This window comes from Mangrovimonas yunxiaonensis (assembly GCF_000733475.1).
Taxonomy (GTDB): domain Bacteria; phylum Bacteroidota; class Bacteroidia; order Flavobacteriales; family Flavobacteriaceae; genus Mangrovimonas; species Mangrovimonas yunxiaonensis.
Map to the genome: position 1 here is coordinate 244,589 of NZ_JPFK01000005.1, position 22,096 is coordinate 266,684.

Sequence of the window (22,096 nt, forward strand, 5' to 3'; positions counted from 1 at the left end):
AACGATTAAGACGATGTTAATATACAAAAAAGATGCAATTTTACCTTAAATACCCATTATAGTTGTTTAAGTTAGAGAGGATATCGGTTGCTTTTTTTATTTCTGGATTGTGGGTTTTATAGTAATCGTAAAGGCCTTCCCTATATACGTAGCGTTTTACAATTTCGTCGGTTAATAGTGCTAGTATCTGACTTTTGTTTTCGTCTATGGCCAAGGTCTTGGCGTTGTTTAAATTTTCCAGCAACTTGTTATAGTCTTGTTTAATGTTATCGTCCAGTGCTTCTTTAACGGCCATTTCATGAACGTTGTTTAAGGCCTTTTCGGTTTCTGTAGTAAAGGTAAAGTTGTTGGACTTTAAGTAGGTTTTAAAGGCTTTAAAATCGTTATCGGTTAAGGCAAAGTTTTCAATGTTTTCTATGTTGTTTTTGTAGTAGTAGGTAGTGGCATAATCGAAAATTAAGAAATCGTTTAGAATTTCTTCGGTAATGATGGAGTTTTTAGTAATGGCCATTTGTTCGTCTGGGAGCACCCCGCCGCCATCAAAAACGGTTCTGCCATTTTTGGTTTTAAACTCGTTATACTTGTTTTTATCAATTCTAATGGCATTTCCTTCTTCATCGCGGTTCCAGTAGTCCAATGCTTGAATGCATCTTCCAGAAGGCGTATAATAGCGCGAAATGGTTACTTTTAGCTGGGTGCCGTAGGTTAATTTTTTTGGGCGTTGTACCAAGCCTTTTCCAAAACTTCTAGAGCCAACAATTACAGCGCGGTCCAAATCTTGTAACGAGCCCGAAACAATCTCGCTGGCCGAAGCACTTTTGCCATTTATCAAGACCACTAACGGAATGTCGGTGTCTAAGGGTTCTTTTTGGGTGTAATAGGTTTTGTTAAACTTCTTTACTTTAGATTTTGTGGTAACTACCAGCTGCCCTTTAGGAACAAATAAATTTACCACATTTACGGCTTCGTGTAAAAGCCCGCCAGGGTTGTTGCGTAAGTCTAAGATAAGGCGTTTGGCGCCTTGGGCTTTTAGATCTTTAATGGCATAAGCCGTTTGTGCAGAAATTTTACTGTTAAACTTGCTTAAAACAATGTAGCCTACCTTATCGTTTATCATGGAAAAGTAAGGAACGGCATCTATTTCTATTTCAGAGCGTTTTATGGTGGCTTGGTATTGTTTGCCTTGTCGGACATAAGTTACGTTAACTGTAGAATTTGCTGCCCCTTTTAAAAGATCGCCTGTATCTTCTTTATAGGTGGCCACATCAATGTTATTAACAGTTATAATTTCGTCTCCGGCTTTTAAGCCTGCTTTATCGGCAGGATAGTCTTTATAAGGTTCAACAATAACCAATTTGTCTTTAAGGGTTCTTACTTTGGCACCAATGCCCGTATAATCGCCTGTTTGGCGTATGCGTTCGGCTTCTACATCCTGTTCGTTGTAATATTTTGTATAGGGATCCAAATCGTCCAGCATGCTTTTTATGGCGGTATCCATTAATTGTGCTGGGTTGGTATCATCAACATAGTTCATGTTTAATTCCTTAAACAGGGTGGTAAAAATTTCTATTTGCTTGGCAATTTCAAAAAAGTCGTTTTGAAAGGCCGACCCGGTAAAGAAAATGGTTATTGCAACTATTGGAATGAGTATTTTCCGTTTTAAAAATGTTTTCATAACACGTATATTTACAATAGTTTATATTTTTTTATGGCGTTTTTTTAGCCAACGTTTTACCACAAAAAAGCTTAATATTAAGATTAAAATAAAGGGCCAAATATGAAGTATTCCCAAGAAGAATAACGAAATGCCGTTAAAGCCAGATTTTATGGCCTTCCACATTTTTTGGGCATAAGAAATAGTAGCCCCGCTTTCCTGCGCGGTGGTTTTGTAAAATTCTATGGTTAGCGTGCTTAAGGCTACTTTGTTCTGTAAATAATTTAAACGGCCTTGCTTGGCTTCGATAGCTTCTCTAATGTTAGACAATTCGCGTTCTATCTCTAAAATTTCCTTTACGGTTTTTGCTTTCGCAAGCAACTCTAAATAGCGGGTTTCTAATTCGCGTTTGGCTTTTAAACGTGCTTCTAAATCGATAAACTCTTCGGTAACGTCTTTGGCACTAATTTGTTTGGTATCAAAATAAGCTACATCGTGGCTTAGGGTATCTAGCACGGCTTGAAACGCTGTTGTTGGAATGCGTATGGTTAATCGCCTGCTTAAACGGTTGTACAGTTTATTAGACGTATCGTCCTGTATGTAACCCTTGTATTTTTTTACGGTTGAAGCAATTTTACCAAAGGTCTGGTCCAGGTTTTTAGTTTCAAATTCTAAAAAAGCTTCTTTAATTAATTTTTGTTCTACTGAAGCCGCTGGTAGGTGTTCAGATTGTTGTGGGGCACCGCCATCCATATCCAAAGCCTCGACCACAGCGGGCGATTCGTACTTATAGGCATCGTTAGAACTAGAGTTGTTGCTGCAGGCCAAAGGCAACAGGGTTATAGACAAGATGGTAAAAAGTAGTTTCATATACTAAAAAGATTAGGGTGCTGTTTTTTTTAAAAACGCTTCAAACAAACGTTGGGTTTTAGTATGTATCTCATCAAATGTTGTACCTTTTTTACCAATATACAAAATCATGAACGCATAAGATGTTTCGATGTTGTTAAAATATGCGACTTTATTTAAGCGGTAGCCTTCCCGTAGCAATCGTTTTATGTGGTTTCTATCTACGGCTTTTTTAAAATGCCTTTTTGGGACAGAAACGCCTACTTTTAATTGCGAGCGTTCGCTTAGGGGTATTTTTAAATATACCAACCGCAAGGGGTAGGCCGAAACACTTTGCCCTTCGGAAAAAAGGGAAGCAATAAGTGTTTTGCTTTTTAGTTTTTCGGTTTTGTTAAAACGGTTTTTCATGAACAATCAAAGGTAGTATTTTATAATAAAAAAAGCCTCCCAATATAAAAGTTGGGAGGCTTTTTTCGTTTTTAGAACAGCTTTTAAAGTGTTTTTGTACTGCTTTCGGTAGTCGTTACCATTGTATTGTTTTCGGTATTGATGTCTGCCATTTGGTTATTAGGGTCTATCTGCACCGATTTTACCGCTTTAGAAACAGTAAAAGTATAGGTTGGGTAAGCCCAAGCCCAATCTTTTATTTGCGTTGCTGAGGTTGGTTTTTCACCACGCATCATTTGCAACGGAATGTAAAAATCCTCGGTTGTTCCGTCGGTATAGGTTACGGTAAGGTCTATAGGCATTGGCATAAGGCCTATACGCTCTAAAGTAATATCGCTATCCGAAATGGTTTTTACAGCATAATCTATGGTGTTGGTGGTTTGAGCAAAATCCATCAAGTACCAGTCTAATTCCAAACCAGAAACCTTTTCGGCAGAACGGATGACATCAATAGGTCTTGGGTGCTTAAAGGCAAAATCCTTGTAGTATTTTTTAATGGTTTTCTTTAGGTTATCTTCACCAATAATATAACCCAATTGCGCGATAAACACGGCGCCTTTACTGTATGCTGAAATGCCATAGGCTTGGTTGTAGTTATACCTATCGGCATGGGTAGATAAGGGTTGTTCCTTACCAGATTTAGCCAAATATGCATAATTTCTGTATGCGCTTGCATGCGGGTTTTCTGCATTTTGCCCCATAATCTCGTTCATGGCCAAGTCCGAAATGTAACTTGTAAAACCTTCGTCCATCCACTCGTGTTTGCTTTCGTTGGTAGCCAGTATAAACTGAAACCATTTGTGGGCCAGCTCGTGGGCCGTTACACCAACCAAGCTACCAAACTTGCGTTGTCCTGTAATTAAGGTGCACATGGCATACTCCATACCGCCATCTCCTCCTTGAATAACCGAATATTGCTCGTAAGGGTATTGCCCAATATGGGTGCTAAAATATTCCATAAGTTCAACCGTTTTTGGTTGCAGCCTTTTCCAGTTGTCCAAATAGGTTGGGTCTAGATCTTTTTTGTAATAGAAATGCAGCATCGGGCCGTTTGGCACCTGCATGGTATCGTGAATAAAATCGGGATCGGCACCCCAGGTAAAATCGTGTACTTTTGGAGCTTTAAAGGTTAGGGTTTTTTTATTGCCGTTAACTTTGGGCTCGCCTTGAAGGTAACCAGTTCCGCCAACAACGTAATTTTTATCGATGGTTAAATTCACTTCAAAATCGCCCCATACGCCATGAAATTCTCTTCCTATATAAGGGTCTGCATGCCAGCCTTCAAAATCATATTCGGCCATTTTAGGGTACCATTGGCTCATGGACAGTGCTACGCCTTCTTTACTATTCCTTCCAGAACGACGAATTTGTACAGGTACTTGGGCATCAAAATCCATGGTAAAGGTTACCGATTCTCCAGGTTGGATGGCTTTGTCCAATTCAACCTCTAAAACAGTTCCTACCGTTTCATGAGATAGGGTTGCCCCGTTTTGTTTTAACGAATTTACATTTATATAGCCTATTTCATTGGGTTTAAGTTTGCTTATTCTATCGCCAACCCTAGCGTCTGGATCGGGAATGGTTCTAGAGCGAACATCCATTTCGCTACCCGGTTGAAAGGCGTTAAAATACAAGTGATAAAACACCTTGTTTAACACATCGGGCGAATTGTTGGTATACACCAAGGTTTGGTTTCCGTGGTATTGATAGGTGGTCACATCCATATCAATATCCATTTTGTAATCTACGTGTTGTTGCCAGTATCCAGAAGTTTGCTGCTCTTTAGACTGCTCTTGGGTTACAACGCCTTTGGTGTTTCCGCAGGACAATAAAACACCGGCAATTAGTAGGGTTAAAGAAATTCGTTTCATGGAAAGGTAATGTTTAAATAAAAAAGCTACACGATATTGGCATGTAGCTTTTTTATATAGGTTTTTAATTATAATTGGCTAGCAAGAATAAGGGCGTTGTAAGCATTGGCTATTTTAGCAGATTTGCTTAAATCTCCAATAGGCTTAACGTTATTAGCATCGCCACCTACCACAACTTGTGTGTTTAGGGCTAATCCAGAGTCTAAAATAACTTGCTTTACTTGTGCTGCTGTTAATTTAGGGTAATAAGAACGTATTAAGGCTGCAATACCGGCAACTCCTGGGGCTGCCATAGAGGTACCGCCTTTGGTGTCGTATTCGTTTTCTGGTGTGGTTGAATATACTTTGGCTCCTGGAGCAAAAATATCAACATTAATCTTGCCGTAGTTAGAAAAACCGGCAACCATGGCAGCGCCATACTTTGGTGCCAATGCCCCAACGGTAATAAAGGTGTTAGATACTTCTGGTCCGTTATCTACTTGGTCGTTAGGGTAACAAGCTTTTTGGTCTAAATCCAAGCCTTCGTTTCCTGCGGCATTAACAAAAACTACATCTTTTTCAGAGGCATAAGCAATGGCATCTCTTACCCAGTCGCTGTGTGGCGAGTAGTATTTTCCAAAGCTACCATTAATAACTTTTGCGCCGTTATCAACAGCATATCTAATGGCAAGTGCAATATCTTTATCGTACTCGTCGCCATTAGGTACGGCTCTTAAGCTCATAATTTCTACGTGGTTGGCCACCCCATTGGCGCCTAGCCCATTGTTGCGCTCGGCAGCAATAATACCGGCAACGTGGGTTCCGTGGCTTTCGCCTTTTTCGCTAGGCATAACATTGCCATTGCCATAACCAACATCGGTTAAGTCGTTTGGATTATCGCCGGTTGTTCTACCGTTAAAATCTTTGTTGATGTTGTAGTTTAATTTGTCTGAAAAATACTCAACCCCTTCTTTTACTGTTGAAAGTGCTGCTGCAGTAGAATCGAAACCATTGCTGTACATATATTGTAGCATGCCTACCGCTTGGGTTAGGGTTTCGTTGTTTTCGGCTTTGATGTTTTTTACATCTTCTGGCGTATAATCTGCTTTGTTAAGGTGTTCTGCTACCAGAGCATCGGCATTTTTTAATTGTTGGTAAATTTGCTCGTATTGATTTTTTTGCGCTAGGGTTTTTGTATGCTCTTCGTCGTACTCTGCTTTAGCGCGGGCATATTCTGGGTTGCTAGTATCGCCAGACGCTAAAATTCTTACAAACTCTAGTTGTTCGTCGTAGGCATCGCCAAGGAAATTCCACCCGTGAATGTCGTCGATATACCCGTTTTTGTCATCGTCTATGCCATTACCAGGAATTTCATCTTCATTAGTCCAAAGAACATCGTTTAGGTCTTCGTGCTCAATATCGATACCACTGTCTATAACGGCAACAATTACGGTTTCTCCTTTTTTACCTTTAATAATTTCGGCATAGGCTTTATCGACACTCATTCCAGGAATGGTATCTGTAACAAGGTCTAAATGCCCCCAGTTTTCCTTTTCGGCTTGGGTTAATTCTGTCACCTTTAAAGGCATGGTATCTACATTCTCTAAAGGTGTAGACAAAACTTCTGAAGAACCGCCACAGCTAGATAATATAGATGCTGCTACAGCTGAAAACAATACAGGTTTTAATAATCTCATTTTAAAAATTTATGTTAGTTAAAAATATCATCACACGTAAAAATCTCGTTTAATCGCACGCCTTTTTCAGTATGTTTTACCGTGATGATTTCATGATGTGCGTCGTGCTCTAAAAATAAATAATAGTTGTTGTCTGCGGCTAGATTAAGAAAGGTTTCTTTTTCGTCAAGCGTAAGCAATGGTCTGGTATCGTACCCCATAACGTAAGGAAGCGGCAAGTGCCCTGCTGTTGGTAACAAATCGGCCATAAAGCAAATGGTTTTTCCTTGGTAGTTAATCATGGGGATCATTTGTTTTTCGGTATGGCCATTGGCGAAAAAAATATCGAACCCTAGTGCGGTGTTTTTAAGCAGCTTTTGTTCTGGCAAAGCGGTAAATTTAAGCTGTCCAGAAGCCTCCATAGGGAGGATGTTTTCTTTTAAAAAAGAAGCTTTTTCGCGGTTGTTGGGTTGTGTTGCCCATTGCCAATGGGCGCTATTGCTCCAAAAGTGAGCATTTTTAAAAGCAGGCTCGTAGCCGGTTCTGTCTTTGTTCCACTGTATGCTACCGCCACAATGGTCAAAATGCAGATGGGTCATGAATACATCGGTAATATCATCTCTATGAAAGCCGTATTTTTTTAAGGATTTATCTATCGAGTCGTCGCCCCAAAGGTAATAGTAGCCAAAAAACTTATCGTTTTGTTTGTCTCCCATTCCCGTATCTATAAGGATTAAGCGGTTGTTGTCCTCAATTAACAGGCAACGCGCTGCAATATCAATCATGTTATTGGAGTCGGCCGGATTGGTTTTATGCCAAAGCGATTTTGGAACCACACCAAACATGGCGCCACCATCTAATTTAAAATTTCCAGCTTCAATAGGATATAGTTTCATAAAGAGTACACTTTAAGCTGTGCAAATTAACAAATACGTACAACTTTTTTTCTGTAAACTTAGATTATTGAGAATTATTTAACAATTTTAAGGTTTTTACTTTGAGATGCTTAATGGTTTGAAACTATTATAAAATGCGTTATTTTTATGAAAAACATACCACCATGAAAAACGTTGTGAACCAGCCGTTAAAGATTAAAAAAATGAAACTGCTTAGGTTTGGCCGTGATTTTAAACCAGATGAAGAGGTTATATTAAGGGATTATTTGGCGATAGAACGCACCCGTTTGGCAAACGAACGCACCCTGCTGTCCTATGTTAGATCGTCGCTGTATTTGTTGTTGGGGGGAATTGCTTTTTTTCAGTTAAAGAACTTTCCAGATTTTAGATATCTAGCCATGGCATCGCTGGTTTTTAGTGCCATTTTTTTTGTTGTGGGCATTTATAGGTTTATGCTTTTAAAGAAAAGCCTTAAACGGTTATACTACATGTCTGAAGGGAAAGACAACACAAACAGAACGTAATTTTTTTGGGTATGAGCACCGAACTTATAATAACGTTTTCCATTATTGTTATTGGGGTTATTCTTTTTGTTAGGGATTACTTTAGTATCGATACGACTTCCATCATCATTATGGCGTTATTTATTGTTACGGGCATACTATCTCCCGAAGAAGGCTTTTCGGGCTTTAACCATCCGGCGACCATAACCTTAGGATGTATTTTTGTAATTAGTGGTGGCATTTTCAACTCGGGTATTTTAGATGGGTTAAGCTATAAAATCATTAAACTCGCCAAGGTAAACTACATCATGGCCTTGGTAGTTTTTTGCAGCATTTCCAGTTTGTTTTCGGCCTTTATAAACGATACAGCAGTGGTGGCCTTACTGCTTCCCATTGCCCTAACGGTTTGTAGGGAAACCAACATAAAACCCAGCATGTTGCTTATGCCCATTTCGTTTGCAGCTTTGTTTGGAGGCACATGCACGCTTATAGGCACCTCAACAAACATTTTAATTAGTAGTTACGCCAAGGCGTATGGCGTGCCGGCCTTTGGAATGTTCGAGTTTAGTGCAGCAGCCTTATGCCTAATGGTAGTTGGGTTTGTTTATATGTTTTTGGTGGCCCCGTTTTTGTTGCCTAAAAAAGAAACAACAACCGAAGCACTTACCCAAAAAGCCGAAAAGTATATTACAGAAATAGAAGTCGATACGACAAGTCCGGAAATAGGACGCCCCGTAGAAAGTACGAAGCTTGTAAAAGACTTTAATGTTAACATACTGGCCATTTTAAGAAACGGCGAACTAAACCACCAATTTTTGCCCAATATGAAAATCATGGCAGGCGATATATTAAAAATTATGGCACCGCCAGCCGCCTTAAATCGGTTGTTGGGTGTAAAAGGCTATAAGGTTAGTGGAAGCAGACGTATGAAAGCTGCCGAGCAACAAACAAATGCCCATAATGTGTACGAGGTTATTATTCCCTTTGGCTCCGAGCTTTCTGGGAAATCGCTAAAGGACATGAATTTTAAACAGCAGTTTAAATGTGTGGTGGTTGCTATTAGGCAGCGCGGTGAGATTGTGTACAACAAACTATCAAATACCATACTACAAGAAGGTGATATGCTTTTGTTGTTGGGGCAAAACGAAGAAATCGATTATTTAGAGGAAAACCAATTGGTTATTAAGTTGTCCGAATACACTAAAAAGAAAACCAATTACCGCAAGGCTATTCCAGCCATTTTAATAGGAATAGGCGTTATACTGGCAGCAACCTTTAATCTAACGTCAATTTTAATAAGTGCCATGATTGGGGCCTTATTAATGATTATGACAAGAACCCTAGAACCCATAGAAGCCTATAAAGCGGTAGAGTGGAAAGTTATTTTTATGATGGCGGGAGTTCTTTCAATGGGAACGGCTTTAGAAAAAACAGGAGGGGCCTTGCAGATTGCCGATTTTATTAAAGCAACTTTGGGGCAGTACGATGCCCAAATAACCCTAAGTATTTTGTTTTTAGCCACGGTTATTTTTACCAACCTTATTTCTAGCAAGGCCACGGCTGCTTTAATGACCCCCATTGTTATTAGTCTAGCTGCAGCCATGGAGGTTAATTCCAGACCTTTTTTAATTGCCGTTATGTTTGCTTGCTCACTAACCTTTATGACCCCCATGAGCTACCCCACAAACACGATGGTTTATGGCCCCGGAAACTACAAATTCAACGATTTTTTAAAATTTGGCGGACCTTTAAACCTGATAATTTGGTTGGCAGCATCGGTGGTAATTCCTTATTTTTTCCCGTTTAAATAGCTTGGGTTGCGCCTTTACAGCTGCTAAAAAAGCCACGTTTTTTTTTGATGTAACCCCATTTTATAGTAATATTACCGTTGCGGTTAACCCCTTAACTAACTATATGGTAGAATTAGCAGGAATCATTGTTTTAGGCATATTGGCACAATGGGTGGCTTGGCGGTTAAAATTACCAGCCATTTTACCACTAATTTTAATTGGCTTGTTTGTCGGGCCAATTTCCACACTGTTTTCCCATGATGGCTCTAAATGGATTGAGCCTGTTTGGAATGGTCAAAAAGGCCTTTTTCCAGGCGATAGCCTATACAACTTTGTTTCGTTGGCCATTGGGGTTATCCTGTTTGAAGGTGGCTTAACCTTAAGAAGAAACGAAATCTCTAAAGTGGGGCCTGTTATTTTAAAGCTAATTAGTATAGGCGCCACAGTAACCTTTATAGGGGCTGCTATAGCCACCTATTACATTACGGGGCTTAATTGGAAAATCTCGTTTTTATTTGCGTCGCTTATTATTGTTACGGGACCAACCGTAATTGCGCCTATTTTAAGAAACATTCCTTTAAAGAAAGACATTTCTGCCGTACTAAAATGGGAAGGCATATTAATCGATCCCATTGGTGCTCTGGTGGCTGTTTTGGTTTTCGAGTTTATAAGCATTGGTGACAGCTCCGGTTATACCTTGCAAGCTTTTATGGAGTTTGGCAAGATTTTAATTGTTGGCTTTTCTTTTGGTACTACGGCGGCATTGGCCTTGTATTTTGCCATTAAAAAGAAACTCATTCCACACTATTTATTAAATGTTGCCGCATTATCGGTTGTTTTATTGGTGTTTGTAGAATCCGATATTTTTGCCCACGAGTCTGGGTTATTGGCCGTTGTGGTTATGGGCATGGTTTTAGGAAACAGCGATTTGCCTAACCTAAAAGAGCTTTTGTATTTTAAGGAGTCGCTTAGTGTTCTGTTAATTTCCATCTTGTTTATTTTACTTTCAGCAAACGTAAACCTAGAAGATTTGCTTATTGTTTACAACTGGAAAACAGCACTGTTAATGGGGGTAATTATATTTTTACTAAGGCCCATAGGTGTTTTCCTAAGTACGGCAAAATCGGGTTTAAAACTCAACGAAAAGGTTTTTATAAGTTGGGTAGGGCCTAGAGGTATTGTTGCTGCCGGTATTGCATCGTTATTTGGCACCAAACTGGTTTTAAAGGGCGAACCCTATGCCGAGTATATTACCCCATTGGTGTTTACAACAGTGTTGGTAACCGTGCTTTTAAATGCTGCTACAGCGCGCCATTTTGCTAAATGGGTAGGGGTGTATTTAACCAAAAGCGATGGGATTCTTATGGTTGGCGCCTCTAAAGCCTCGCGCGTCATAGCCAAGTATTTAATGGAGAATAATAGGCATATTGTGCTTATTGATAGTAATAAGGACAACATTCTTAAGGCCAAATCTATGGGGCTAGATGCCCTAGAGGCCAACGTTTATTCAGAAGATTTATCTAACGATATTGAATTGAGTGATATAGGGTATTTAATGGCCTTTACTGGTAGCGATCAAATTAACAAGTATGCGATTAAACGCTTTAAAACCCATTTGGGAGAATCTGGGTCGTACAGGCTTGTTTCTTCAGATGAAATACGAAACAACGACATCGAGTTTGAAGATAAGGAAACCATATTTTCGACCAAAGACGATTACATTAACTTTAGCGAAGCGGCTAGGGATTTTCCTTTTGTTAACGAGTTGGTTGTAAATACCAAAGAGGCTTTTCTTAAGAAGATAGACATTTTAAACAACGAGCAGAAATCTATTCCGTTGTTTATAAAAGACACCTCGGGAGAACTGCACATTATATGCTCGTTGCCCGAGGCGTTTGCTTTTGAAAAAGGCTTTAAACTGGTTTATCTAGGAAAGCCTGTCGACGACTTTGAAAAAGACGACAGAATCGTCGCTTAATCGTTAAGTTTTAAAACGGCCATAAAGGCTTGTTGTGGAATTTCAACATTCCCAACTTGACGCATTTTCTTTTTACCTTTTTTCTGCTTTTCAAGAAGCTTACGTTTTCTGGAAATATCACCGCCGTAACATTTGGCAGTTACATCCTTACGCAACGCTTTTATCGTTTCACGAGCAATAATTTTTGCGCCAATGGCGGCCTGAATAGGAATGTCAAACTGCTGTCTTGGTATTAACTCACGTAACTTTTCTGTTATCTTTTTTCCAATGGTATAGGCATTATCAGCATGTATTAATGCCGAAAGCGCATCAACGGGTTGCGAATTCAAAAGAATATCGACACGAACTAATTTTGACGTTTTCATACCAATTGGCGAATAATCAAAAGAAGCATAACCTTTAGAAACCGTTTTTAACCGATCATAGAAATCAAATACAATTTCAGCCAATGGCATATCAAAAGATAGTTCAACACGTTCAGTTGTTAAATAGGTTTGATTGGTTATTACACCACGCTTATCAATACACAGCGACATCACGTTGCCAACAAAATCTGCTTTTGTAATAATGGTGGCTTTTATAAAGGGTTCTTCAACACGATTTAAGGTTGAAGGTTCTGGTAAATCACTAGGATTATTTACGATAATAACATCATCGGGATGTTTATTGGTAAAGGCGTGATACGATACGTTAGGAACGGTGGTAATAACCGTCATATCAAACTCACGTTCTAAACGCTCTTGAATGATTTCTAGGTGGAGCATGCCCAAGAACCCGCAACGAAAACCAAAGCCTAGTGCGGCAGAACTTTCAGGTTGAAAGACCAACGAGGCATCGTTTAATTGCAATTTTTCCATAGAGGCTCTTAAGTCCTCATAATCTTCAGTGTCTACAGGGTAAATCCCGGCAAAAACCATGGGTTTTACATCCTCAAACCCACTAATGGCATTTTTAGTAGGGTTTTTGGCATCGGTTATGGTGTCACCAACCTTTACTTCTTTAGCTTCTTTTATGCCTGTGATTAAATAACCTACATCTCCTGCCTTAATTTCTTGCTTTGGAAGCTGTTTTAATTTGAGCGTCCCAACTTCATCGGCAAAATAGTTTTTATCGGTGGCGATAAACTTAATGTTTTGCCCTTTTGTGATTTTCCCGTTTATAACCCTAAAGTAGGTTTCAACACCGCGGAAAGGGTTGTAAACCGAATCGAAAATTAAAGCTTGAAGCGGCTCATCTACATTCCCTTTTGGTGCTGGAATACGTTCAATGATAGCTGTTAAAATAGCTTCAATACCCAAACCAGTTTTGGCACTGGCAGGGATAACTTCGGCAGGGTCGCAACCTAATAGATCAACAATATCATCGGTAACTTCTTCGGGGTTGGCACTAGGCAAATCCACCTTGTTTAGTACAGGAATAATCTCTAAATCGTTCTCTAAAGCTAAGTACAGGTTAGAAATGGTCTGTGCCTGTATGCTTTGTGCGGCATCTACAATTAATAGCGCACCTTCGCAGGCGGCAATAGATCGTGAAACTTCATAAGAAAAATCGACATGACCAGGCGTATCTATTAAGTTTAAAACGTATTGCTCACCATTATGAACGTAATCCATTTGTATGGCATGCGACTTAATGGTAATACCACGTTCGCGCTCCAAATCCATACTATCTAATAATTGGTTCTGTTTTTCCCTTTCGGTAACAGATCCCGTAAAATCCAATAATCTATCGGCAAGCGTGCTTTTTCCGTGATCGATGTGTGCAATAATGCAAAAATTCCTAATATGCTTCATAAGCGCTTTACACTAAATTTAATGCTGCAAATATAGTTGATTTCTCAACGTAAACAGCAATATTGTTAACTTGTTGATACACTTACGGTTTTTCCGTAACAAAAAGTTTAAAACAAATAGTATATTAGCAGCATTAAACCAAAACAAGTTGATTATTATAAAGCAATTAGCCCAACTAACACTGTTTTTCTTAACCTTGGTTGCGTTTTCACAAGAATTCTCGATTTCTGGAACTGTTCACGATGTTAATGGCGCCCCTATCTCGTTTTCGAATGTTATTCTTTTAACAGAAACCGATGCTGCGTTTGTGGCGGGCACCACCACCAATACCGATGGCTCCTTTGTTGTTGGTCCTGTTGAAAAAGGCAGCTATCTTTTAAAAATAACGTTTATAGGATATGAAGATTATACCAAAACGTTAGCTGTAGAGGCCCAGACCAACCTGAACCAAATTACCTTAATAGAAACGGCCGAAAGCCTTGACGAGGTAAGCATTACCTATAAAAAACCAACGGTTAAAAAAGAGCCCGATAGAATTGTGTTTAACATAGAAAACTCGGCCTTAACCCAAGGGAATATAATGCAGGTTATGAAAAGTACCCCCGGCGTTTTGGTTATTGGAGGTAAGATTTCTGTAAAGCATACCGAACCTACAATTTTTATAAACGGTAGAAAAGTGCATTTGTCCTCAGATGAGCTGTCGCAATTGCTTGAAAGCTCCGATGCCAATAACATTAAATCTATCGAGGTTATTACAAACCCCTCGGCCAAGTACGATGCCACTAGTGGTGCTGTGATAGACATCATCATGAGCAAAAACTTGGTAACAGGCTATAGGGGCAATATTTTTACAAACTACACCCAAGGTGTTTTTCCCAGATACAATGTAGGGACAGGACATTTTTTTAAGTCGGATAAAATTAATTTTTACACCAATTACAGCTATAGTCAAGATAAAATAAATAGAAACAACGAAGAGGAAACCTCGTATTTTAACGGCACGGCCATTGATGAGGTGTGGAAATCCAGATTAAACAGAAACACTTGGTCCAAAACCCATAACCTCAATTTTAATTTTGATTTCTTAGCCGATGATAAAAACACCTTAAGCCTATCGGCAACTACAATGTGGCTTCCGGATTTTGAATATAAAATTGCCAACCGAACCAATATTTATAACAACAGCAACAGCTTACAGTACTATTTTTTATCGCATAGCTTTTCAAACGACACCAAACAAAATCTGGGATTTGATTTTGATTATGAGCATAAATTCAACACCAAAGGAGAAGCCTTGTTGTTTAACGCCCACTTTACAACCTACGACATGGAAATGGATCAGCGCGTGACAAGCCGTTATTTTACTAATACAAATGCCTTTACAAACACAACAAGCTTTGTAACGGACAACAATCAGGAAACCAAAATCTATTCCTCTAAACTAGACTATAAACTACCTGTTGGCGAGACGTTTACTTTTGAAACAGGACTAAAATACTCTAACGTTAATACCAACAGCAACATTACCCATTTCGATATGGTTGGTGGTACACCGGTACTTAACCCAAACAACACCAATGCGTTCGATTATAACGAGGATGTTTTTGCAGGTTATGCCAACCTCTCTAAAGATTGGAGCAAGTGGAGCCTTGTGGCAGGATTGCGTGCCGAACAAACCAATATAGAAGGCCTTTCGGTAACCACTAACCAAACGGCTAACCAAGAGTATTTAAAATGGTTTCCCAACGCCAGCATAAGCTTTAACCCCTCCGAGAACATCTCGATTTATACCAATTACAAGAAAAGCATTATTAGGCCCAATTACCGCGATTTAAACCCTTTTAGGTTTTACTTAAACGATAATACCAGCGTGACTGGAAACCCCAACCTAAAGCCTGTAGTAGTCGATCACGGTGAATTTGGTATCGCGCTCTCGGGAACATATTTTATAGAGGCATACTACAAGAAGATGGATGACAATATTTACGAAATCCCCATTCAAGACAACACAAACAATACGTTAAGTTGGGTGCCTACAAATTTTGATGAAACCATAGAGTATGGCTTCGATTTTGTTGCCAGTACCTACCTTACCAACCGCTGGTACATATATGCCGTAACCTCGTTTTACAATGTTCAGGACAGCAATACCTTTCAAAACGAAAACATTGTACAAGACCAATGGTCTAACTACAGCGTATTGCAAAATAACATAACCTTATTAAAGGACAATTCTTTAAACATTGATTTAGCATTGCATTACAGCAGTAAAAACCTGCAAGGGTTTAGAACAATAGATGGTATGGTTATATCTACATTGGCCATTTCTAAATCGCTTTGGAACAAGAAAGCCATCTTTTCTGTTATTGTAGAAGATTTGTTTAACGATCAAGATTACGACTACTATGTTAGGTATAGCAACCAAGCGAATAAAAGCTATGCCGATTTCGATAACAGATACATAAAACTGGGCTTCCGCTATAAATTTGGAAACACCTTGCTACAAACCAACAACCGGTCTAAAAACCTAAAAGAAAGGGAGCGTTTAAAAACAAAAAGTTAACACATTATCGCTTTTAACATCAGTGTTTGTTTTTAATTAAACAGTTAAAAATAATTTTTATATATTTGATATTAAGCTAATTAAATTTTTATGAAAAATGATAATATTACCAAACCAAACCAAACCAAACCAAACCAAACCACAATAGGTATGCGTATTTAAGTTTATGTATATTTGTTTTTGTTCTCTGTTTTCAAGCTTGTCAAAAAGATGACGAGTTTGTAGATGGAAATAACCAATCTTCATTAAAAGAAGAAAGTAGGTTAAGTGTTATTTCTCTTGAGGAGTTTAGCCAAGAAAGTCAAACACAAAGACAGTTAGATAAACTAAGAAAAATATTTAACGTTACTAAGCATAAAGAAAACCTTAGCGTTAACGAGAGAGTAACATCTACTGATGGTGAAATCACCTTATTAACCGATAAAATAATTAAAGTAGTTACCGATTCTTCTGCTACATACTCCTTTTTGTTAGAAACCCCTACTTTTCAGACTTCTGCATTCGAAAATCTAGTTTTAGAAATTAAACACGATACCCTTATAAATTATTATTTGTTTAGGTACATAGACCGAGAAAAAGTTACTGATACAGAATTTAACTATGATTTAAGTGTTCAAAATATAGATGAAGATATTTTTACTTTGTCATCATTGTTAAATGAAAGTTCAAAAATTGTGTGGAGTTATGGAGGCTGTGATTATCATTACGTAATGAAATGTACTGATTGCGATGGAGGTTGCGGTGATTGTTTTCTTGAATTGTTTGCTGTCACTTGTTCAGGGGGAACAGGAAATACATCAGGAGGCGATGGCGGTAACACGTCAGGCGATGGAGGTACCATTGGTTCAGGTGACTTAGGAGGCACAGGTACAGGTGGCACAGGTGGAGGTGATGGACCAACCGACACCTCGGGCGATGGTGTACTTGACGGAGACCATGGCGGAGATGAAACAGTCCCCATAAGCACATCGCCAATAGGGGTTAATGAGCCTAGTGACAAAGACGATATTATAGATTGCCTTGGCGGTGCAGGTAGCTTAACCTTAGCCCAACAAAACTGGTTAAATAATGCGAGCGAGGTAATGCTTAAAAAAATGGCAACAGCCATTAAAAAGTCGGGTTGTAGTGCTGTAAGCGATATTATTTTAGATTATATTGATAATAACGAAACCCAAGATTTTGATGACTATGTGGATGAGGAACTTGAGTGTTACTATTTAAATGAGCTAACAGATAATGCTTATTTTCAAAACGCATTAAACGATTTACAAAATTATATTGAGGACACCACCGAAACCAACGAGCAAGGCTTTGAGGTTTCATTTGCCAATAATGTACTATCTACCAATTTTAAAGAAGGTAGTTACGATGGCGTAAAATTAAACCATGGCGGTAATATAACAGGCGGGATGCATACCCACCCAGACCAAGGTAATCCTATGTTTTCGGGGAAAGATGTCTATAAATTATTTAAATATTGCCAAAGTATAAGTTATAATACTAATAGTGACAGTAATGTAAACATACATAATGCCTTTTCTGTAGTAACTACACCTAATGGTACGTATATGATAAAAGTAAGAGACTATAATGCATTAAGATATTTATGTAGTAGTAATGTATTAGGTAATAACTCAGAGCAAAGACAAGATAGACTAGATGTTTTGATATCTTCAGGAACTTATGGAACTAGTAATGAGAATGATTATTTAAGAGAATTTTTAACAACTTTTGAAGACATTGCAGAAGATTATGGTTTATCTAAATCACCGCTATATTTATATAAATTAAACACGACAGACCATACGTTTGAAAAAGTAAATCTGGACGCTAATAATCAACCAGAAATAACACCTTGTAATTAAAAAAAGAAACTATGAAGTCAATAATTAAAGTTATATTTATACTATTTTTAGTAAGCTGTAAAGCACAAAATATTATACCTCTTTATAATGAGGGGAATTACCCTAATTATATTAGTGGAGTTCCTGAATATTATAAAGATGTCGGTAACGATTTTAATCCATACGTAGGAACATGGTCAGGTAACTTGGGTAATGACACATTAACCATAACCTTTAATAAAGTGGTTAATTTTTTAGATTCATCTGGAGATTATTTTGACTTTTTAGTGGGTGAATTTCGCTATGAGGAGAATGGACAAGTATTAGTGGATACTTATCCAGAAATAATATCAAACGACCCTAATGGTGTTCCTTTAATTATTAATCCTAACCCATGGAATAATAGTATTAATTCGACTAGTATAAGAACTTATAACAGAGGTTTTCCACCTTGTCCGGAATGCGCTCCCAATACCCGATTTATTTTTTTGAGTATTGTAGAGCCTAACGATATATGGGGTAAAATACGTATGGCTAGGTTTGAAGAAAATGGTGTGGAAAAATTACGTATGCGAATTACAAATACCTATGCAGGAGATAGTCCCAACGAGCTGTCTATACCCGAAAATAGTATTTGGACTTTGGTTAAGCAGGAGTAGTAAAACTAAGTGTTTACAGTAAGTTTGAAAAATAATTCTGTTAAACAAAAACAAACATTTTTAAAAAAAAGCTAATCTACCCATTCGGCAATAAACAGGTTGGTGTCGTGACCACCACCATTATTTCGGTTAGAGGAGAAAATCAATTTTTTACCATCATTAGAAAATACGGGAAAGGCATCGAAGGTTTCGCTATGGGTCACACGCTCCAAGTTCTTTCCATCAATATCTATTAAATACAAATTAAAAGGGAAGCCTCTTTCGGACTCAAAATTTGATGAGAATAAAATTTTCTCGCCGCTTGGGTGAAAGAACGGGCTCCAATTGGCATTTCCTAAATTGGTAAGTTGGCGTAAATCACTACCATCGGCATTGCAAATATAAAGTTCCATTTGCGTAGGTTGTACTAGGCCTTCGGCCAATAAATCCTTGTATTCTTTAATTTCTGCCTCGGTTTTTGGGCGCGACGATCTAAAAATTAACTTGCTACCATCTGGCGAAAAGAAGGCCCCGCCATCGTAACCAAGCTCAAAAGTAATTTGTGTCACATCACTACCGTCAAGATTCATAGTGTACAATTCTAAATCACCACTTCTATCTGATGTGAAAACTATTTTATCACCTTTAGGCGATACGGTTGGCTCGGCGTCATACCCCTTTTCGTTGGTTAGCTGCTTAACGATATTGCCGTTTAAATCGGCCACAAAAATGTCGTAAGAGTCGTAAATGGGCCAAATGTACTTGCCATTTTTACGCATGGGTGTTTCTGGGCAAATGCTATCACCCAAATGGGTAGAGGCATAAATAATATGCTTGTTGTCCGGCAAAAAATACGAACAGGTGGTACGCCCCTTACCGGTACTTACCATAGGAGGAATAGCGGCTTCCCAAGTCTCATCAACATGCATCAAAAACATTTGGTCGCAGCTTACATTCCAGTTGGGGTTGTTGGACTGGAACACCAATTGCTTGTCGTCAAAACTCCAATAGGCTTCGGCATTATCGCCACCAAAGGTTAACTGTTTTAACGATTTAAAGTGCTTCTCGCCAGGGTAAATAAGGGTGTCTACCCATTTGGTGGCTCCGGCATGAGCATCTGTAGTGGTTTTAGAATCGTTTTTGCAAGCCATAGCTAAAGTTAAAAGTAATGGCAAAAGGTAAAATCGTGACTTCATAGTATAATGCTTGTAACTTATGGTAATTATTACCTAATTTTGCTCAAAAATAAGTTTATTATTATGAAACACCAATAGTTAGGTGTTTGTATAACAATTAAATCGTTACAGATGAAACAAGTGCTGCTATGCGTTCTTTTTATTGCCCTGTTGGGGTGTAAGCAAGAGAACACCTATAAAAATGAAATAAAAGCCGATGTAGCTTTTTTGGCCGATGATAAGTTGGAAGGCCGAAAAACAGGCACAAAAGGCGAGCAGGAAGCGGCAGCCTATATTGTTGAGCGCTTTAAAACAATAGGGCTATTGCCAAAGGGTACGGCAGGTTATTACCAAACGTTTTCGTTTAACCCTAAAACCAATCCGCACGAAGAAGCAAAATTTGTTACCGCAAACGAAGATGGCACTGTAACAGGAACCAATGTGTTGGGCTATATAGATAACCAAGCCGAACACACCATTATTATTGGGGCACATTACGACCATTTGGGCTATGGCGACGAAGGGTCGTTGCATCGCGGTAAAACCAAAGAAATACACAATGGTGCCGACGATAACGCTAGTGGCGTTGCCATAATGTTAGACCTAGCAGCAAGACTACAAGGCAAAAACACGGCAAACAACTATTTGTTTATGGCTTTTTCTGGAGAAGAAATGGGCCTTTTAGGGTCTAATTATTTTGCTAAAAATGCAACCCTAGATTTGGCTAAAGCCAATTACATGATTAATATGGATATGGTTGGCCGTTTAAAACAAGACAGCACTTTGGCCGTTTACGGTGTGGGTACATCGCCGCGTTTTAAGCAAACGTTGGCGTCTAACAACACGCATTTTAAACTCATTGAACACGAATCGGGGATTGGCCCATCAGACCACACCTCCTTTTACTTACAAGATATTCCCGTATTGCACTTTTTTACTGGGCAACACGACGATTACCACAAGCCAGGAGACGATACCGAAAAGCTGAACTACAAAGGAATGGATTTAATTTCCGACTACATCCTGGCCGTTATTTCAGAGCTTGACGACAATGGAAAACTGGCTTTTAGAAAAACCAAAAACGAAAGCGAGGAAACCCCGCGGTTTAAAGTTGGTTTAGGCGTTGTGCCAGACTATATGTTTGATGGCGAAGGCATGCGAATAGATGGCATTAGCGAAGAGAAGCCCGCACAAAAAGCAGGCTTGCAAAAAGGCGATATTGTGGTTAAGTTGGGCGATAGCACCGTAACCGATATGATGAGCTACATGAAGGCCTTGTCGGTATTTAGCGCTGGCGATAGCACCACCATAGTAGTAAAGCGAGCAGGAAGTGATGTAGAAAAGCAGATTCAATTTTAATGGTAAAAATAGCAGACATAGAATTACCGGATTTTCCGTTGTTGTTAGCCCCTATGGAGGACGTTAGCGACCCGCCGTTTCGTGCCTTGTGCAAAGAGCAGGGTGCCGATGTGGTCTATACCGAGTTTATTTCCAGCGAAGGCTTAATTAGAGATGCTGCCAAAAGCACCATGAAGCTGGATATTTATGAAAAGGAACGCCCTGTAGGCATTCAAATTTTTGGGGCCAACCTAGAGAGCATGCTAGAAGCTGTAGATATTGTAGAAAAATCGAATCCGGATATTATTGACATTAACTTCGGTTGCCCTGTAAAAAAAGTGGTTAGCAAAGGTGCTGGAGCGGGCATTTTAAAAGATGTTTGCTTAATGGAATCGCTTACAGCAGAAATTGTAAAGCGCACCAAATTGCCCGTTACGGTAAAAACCCGTTTGGGCTGGGACCACGACTCCATAAAAATTGTTGAGGTTGCCGAACGCCTTCAGGATGTGGGCTGCAAGGCCATTTCCATACACGGGCGCACAAGGGCACAAATGTATAAGGGCCATGCCAATTGGAAACCTATTGCCGAAGTAAAAAACAACCCCAGAATGCATATTCCTGTATTTGGCAATGGTGATGTCGATACGCCAGAGCGCGCTGTAGAAATGCGTGACCAATACGGGTTAGATGGTGCCATGATAGGTAGGGCAACCATAGGAAATCCTTGGTTTTTTAAACAGGTAAAGCATTATTTTAAAACAGGCGAACACCTGCCCCCAATTACACTAGAAGAACGGGTAGAGGCCGCTAGGCGTCATTTGGAAATGGCCATTGATTGGAAAGGCGAAAAGCTTGGTGTTTTTGAAACCCGCCGCCATTATACCAACTACTTTAAGGGCATTCCGCATTTTAAGGAGTACAGAACTAAAATGGTAACCAGCGACGATCCAAACGATGTGTTTGCTGCTTTTAATGAGGTGTTAGAAGCCTTTAAAGGCTACCAGTTCGTATCTTAATTGAAAAACTACTCTAGGCACTCTGCATTGGGCTTCCATTAAAATGGCATGCCAATGAAAAAGAGGCGTGCAAAATAAAAGCATGC

Annotated in this window: 16 protein-coding genes; 8 read left to right on the top strand and 8 right to left on the bottom strand. The window is 39.1% G+C overall.

The annotated features are described in order from the left end of the window. Window positions 1-40 precede the first annotated feature (40 nt). The 6 genes from IA57_RS05280 to IA57_RS05305 all read right to left on the bottom strand — a co-directional run bounded on the left by IA57_RS05280 (window position 41) and on the right by IA57_RS05305 (window position 7,372). Entirely contained in the window at window positions 41-1,675 is a 1,635-nt protein-coding gene (locus tag IA57_RS05280; protein WP_036120265.1) for a S41 family peptidase, read from the bottom strand. A gap of 21 nt (window positions 1,676-1,696) precedes the next feature. Next, entirely contained in the window at window positions 1,697-2,524 is an 828-nt protein-coding gene (locus IA57_RS05285) for a DUF4349 domain-containing protein (RefSeq protein ID WP_036120267.1), read from the bottom strand. A 12-nt stretch (window positions 2,525-2,536) separates the two neighbouring features. Continuing rightward, window positions 2,537-2,911, bottom strand: a complete 375-nt coding sequence (gene rnpA, locus IA57_RS05290; protein ID WP_036120269.1) for a ribonuclease P protein component — start codon at window positions 2,909-2,911, stop codon at window positions 2,537-2,539. Between the two features lie 83 nt (window positions 2,912-2,994). Then, window positions 2,995-4,821, bottom strand: coding sequence for a M1 family metallopeptidase (locus tag IA57_RS05295; RefSeq protein WP_051880991.1), 1,827 nt, complete (start codon window positions 4,819-4,821; stop codon window positions 2,995-2,997). 68 nt (window positions 4,822-4,889) lie between these two features. Then, the gene (locus IA57_RS05300; protein WP_036120272.1) at window positions 4,890-6,497 is read right to left on the bottom strand and encodes a S8 family peptidase; all 1,608 of its coding nucleotides are present in this window, start codon (window positions 6,495-6,497) and stop codon (window positions 4,890-4,892) included. Between the two features lie 14 nt (window positions 6,498-6,511). Next, on the bottom strand, window positions 6,512-7,372 hold the full coding sequence (locus IA57_RS05305; protein WP_036120275.1) for an MBL fold metallo-hydrolase: 861 nt from the start codon (window positions 7,370-7,372) through the stop codon (window positions 6,512-6,514). A 164-nt stretch (window positions 7,373-7,536) separates the two neighbouring features. Here IA57_RS05305 and IA57_RS05310 point away from each other — a divergent pair, with 164 nt between their 5' ends. From IA57_RS05310 to IA57_RS05320, 3 genes are all read left to right on the top strand, one after another. Further along, window positions 7,537-7,896, top strand: coding sequence for a DUF202 domain-containing protein (locus IA57_RS05310; RefSeq protein WP_229730267.1), 360 nt, complete (start codon window positions 7,537-7,539; stop codon window positions 7,894-7,896). An 11-nt stretch (window positions 7,897-7,907) separates the two neighbouring features. After that, window positions 7,908-9,686, top strand: coding sequence for an SLC13 family permease (locus tag IA57_RS05315; protein WP_036120278.1), 1,779 nt, complete (start codon window positions 7,908-7,910; stop codon window positions 9,684-9,686). A gap of 103 nt (window positions 9,687-9,789) precedes the next feature. Continuing rightward, complete coding sequence (locus IA57_RS05320; RefSeq protein ID WP_036121319.1) at window positions 9,790-11,643, top strand: cation:proton antiporter; 1,854 nt, start codon at window positions 9,790-9,792, stop codon at window positions 11,641-11,643. Here the strand turns inward: IA57_RS05320 and lepA are convergent. Then, on the bottom strand, window positions 11,640-13,436 hold the full coding sequence (gene lepA, locus IA57_RS05325) for a translation elongation factor 4 (RefSeq protein ID WP_036120281.1): 1,797 nt from the start codon (window positions 13,434-13,436) through the stop codon (window positions 11,640-11,642). The genes IA57_RS05320 and lepA overlap by 4 nt on opposite strands. A gap of 148 nt (window positions 13,437-13,584) precedes the next feature. Between lepA and IA57_RS05330 the strand changes: the two genes are divergently transcribed. The 3 genes from IA57_RS05330 (at window position 13,585) to IA57_RS05345 (ending at window position 18,502) form a co-directional block, all read left to right on the top strand. Beyond that, on the top strand, window positions 13,585-15,999 hold the full coding sequence (locus IA57_RS05330) for a TonB-dependent receptor (RefSeq protein ID WP_051881005.1): 2,415 nt from the start codon (window positions 13,585-13,587) through the stop codon (window positions 15,997-15,999). 710 nt (window positions 16,000-16,709) lie between these two features. After that, window positions 16,710-17,864, top strand: a complete 1,155-nt coding sequence (locus IA57_RS12340; protein WP_131505675.1) for a hypothetical protein — start codon at window positions 16,710-16,712, stop codon at window positions 17,862-17,864. Window positions 17,865-17,875: 11 nt separating this feature from the next. Beyond that, on the top strand, window positions 17,876-18,502 hold the full coding sequence (locus IA57_RS05345; protein ID WP_036120289.1) for a DUF6705 family protein: 627 nt from the start codon (window positions 17,876-17,878) through the stop codon (window positions 18,500-18,502). Between the two features lie 71 nt (window positions 18,503-18,573). Here IA57_RS05345 and IA57_RS05350 read toward each other — a convergent pair whose 3' ends face one another. Beyond that, the gene (locus IA57_RS05350; protein ID WP_229730266.1) at window positions 18,574-19,632 is read right to left on the bottom strand and encodes a TolB family protein; all 1,059 of its coding nucleotides are present in this window, start codon (window positions 19,630-19,632) and stop codon (window positions 18,574-18,576) included. Window positions 19,633-19,788: 156 nt separating this feature from the next. Between IA57_RS05350 and IA57_RS05355 the strand changes: the two genes are divergently transcribed. Together IA57_RS05355 and dusB are read left to right on the top strand one after the other, a co-directional pair. After that, on the top strand, window positions 19,789-21,015 hold the full coding sequence (locus tag IA57_RS05355; RefSeq protein ID WP_036120293.1) for a M28 family peptidase: 1,227 nt from the start codon (window positions 19,789-19,791) through the stop codon (window positions 21,013-21,015). Further along, entirely contained in the window at window positions 21,015-22,010 is a 996-nt protein-coding gene (dusB, locus tag IA57_RS05360) for a tRNA dihydrouridine synthase DusB (RefSeq protein WP_036120295.1), read from the top strand. Before IA57_RS05355 ends, dusB begins: the two co-directional genes overlap by 1 nt. Window positions 22,011-22,096: the final 86 nt, after the last annotated feature.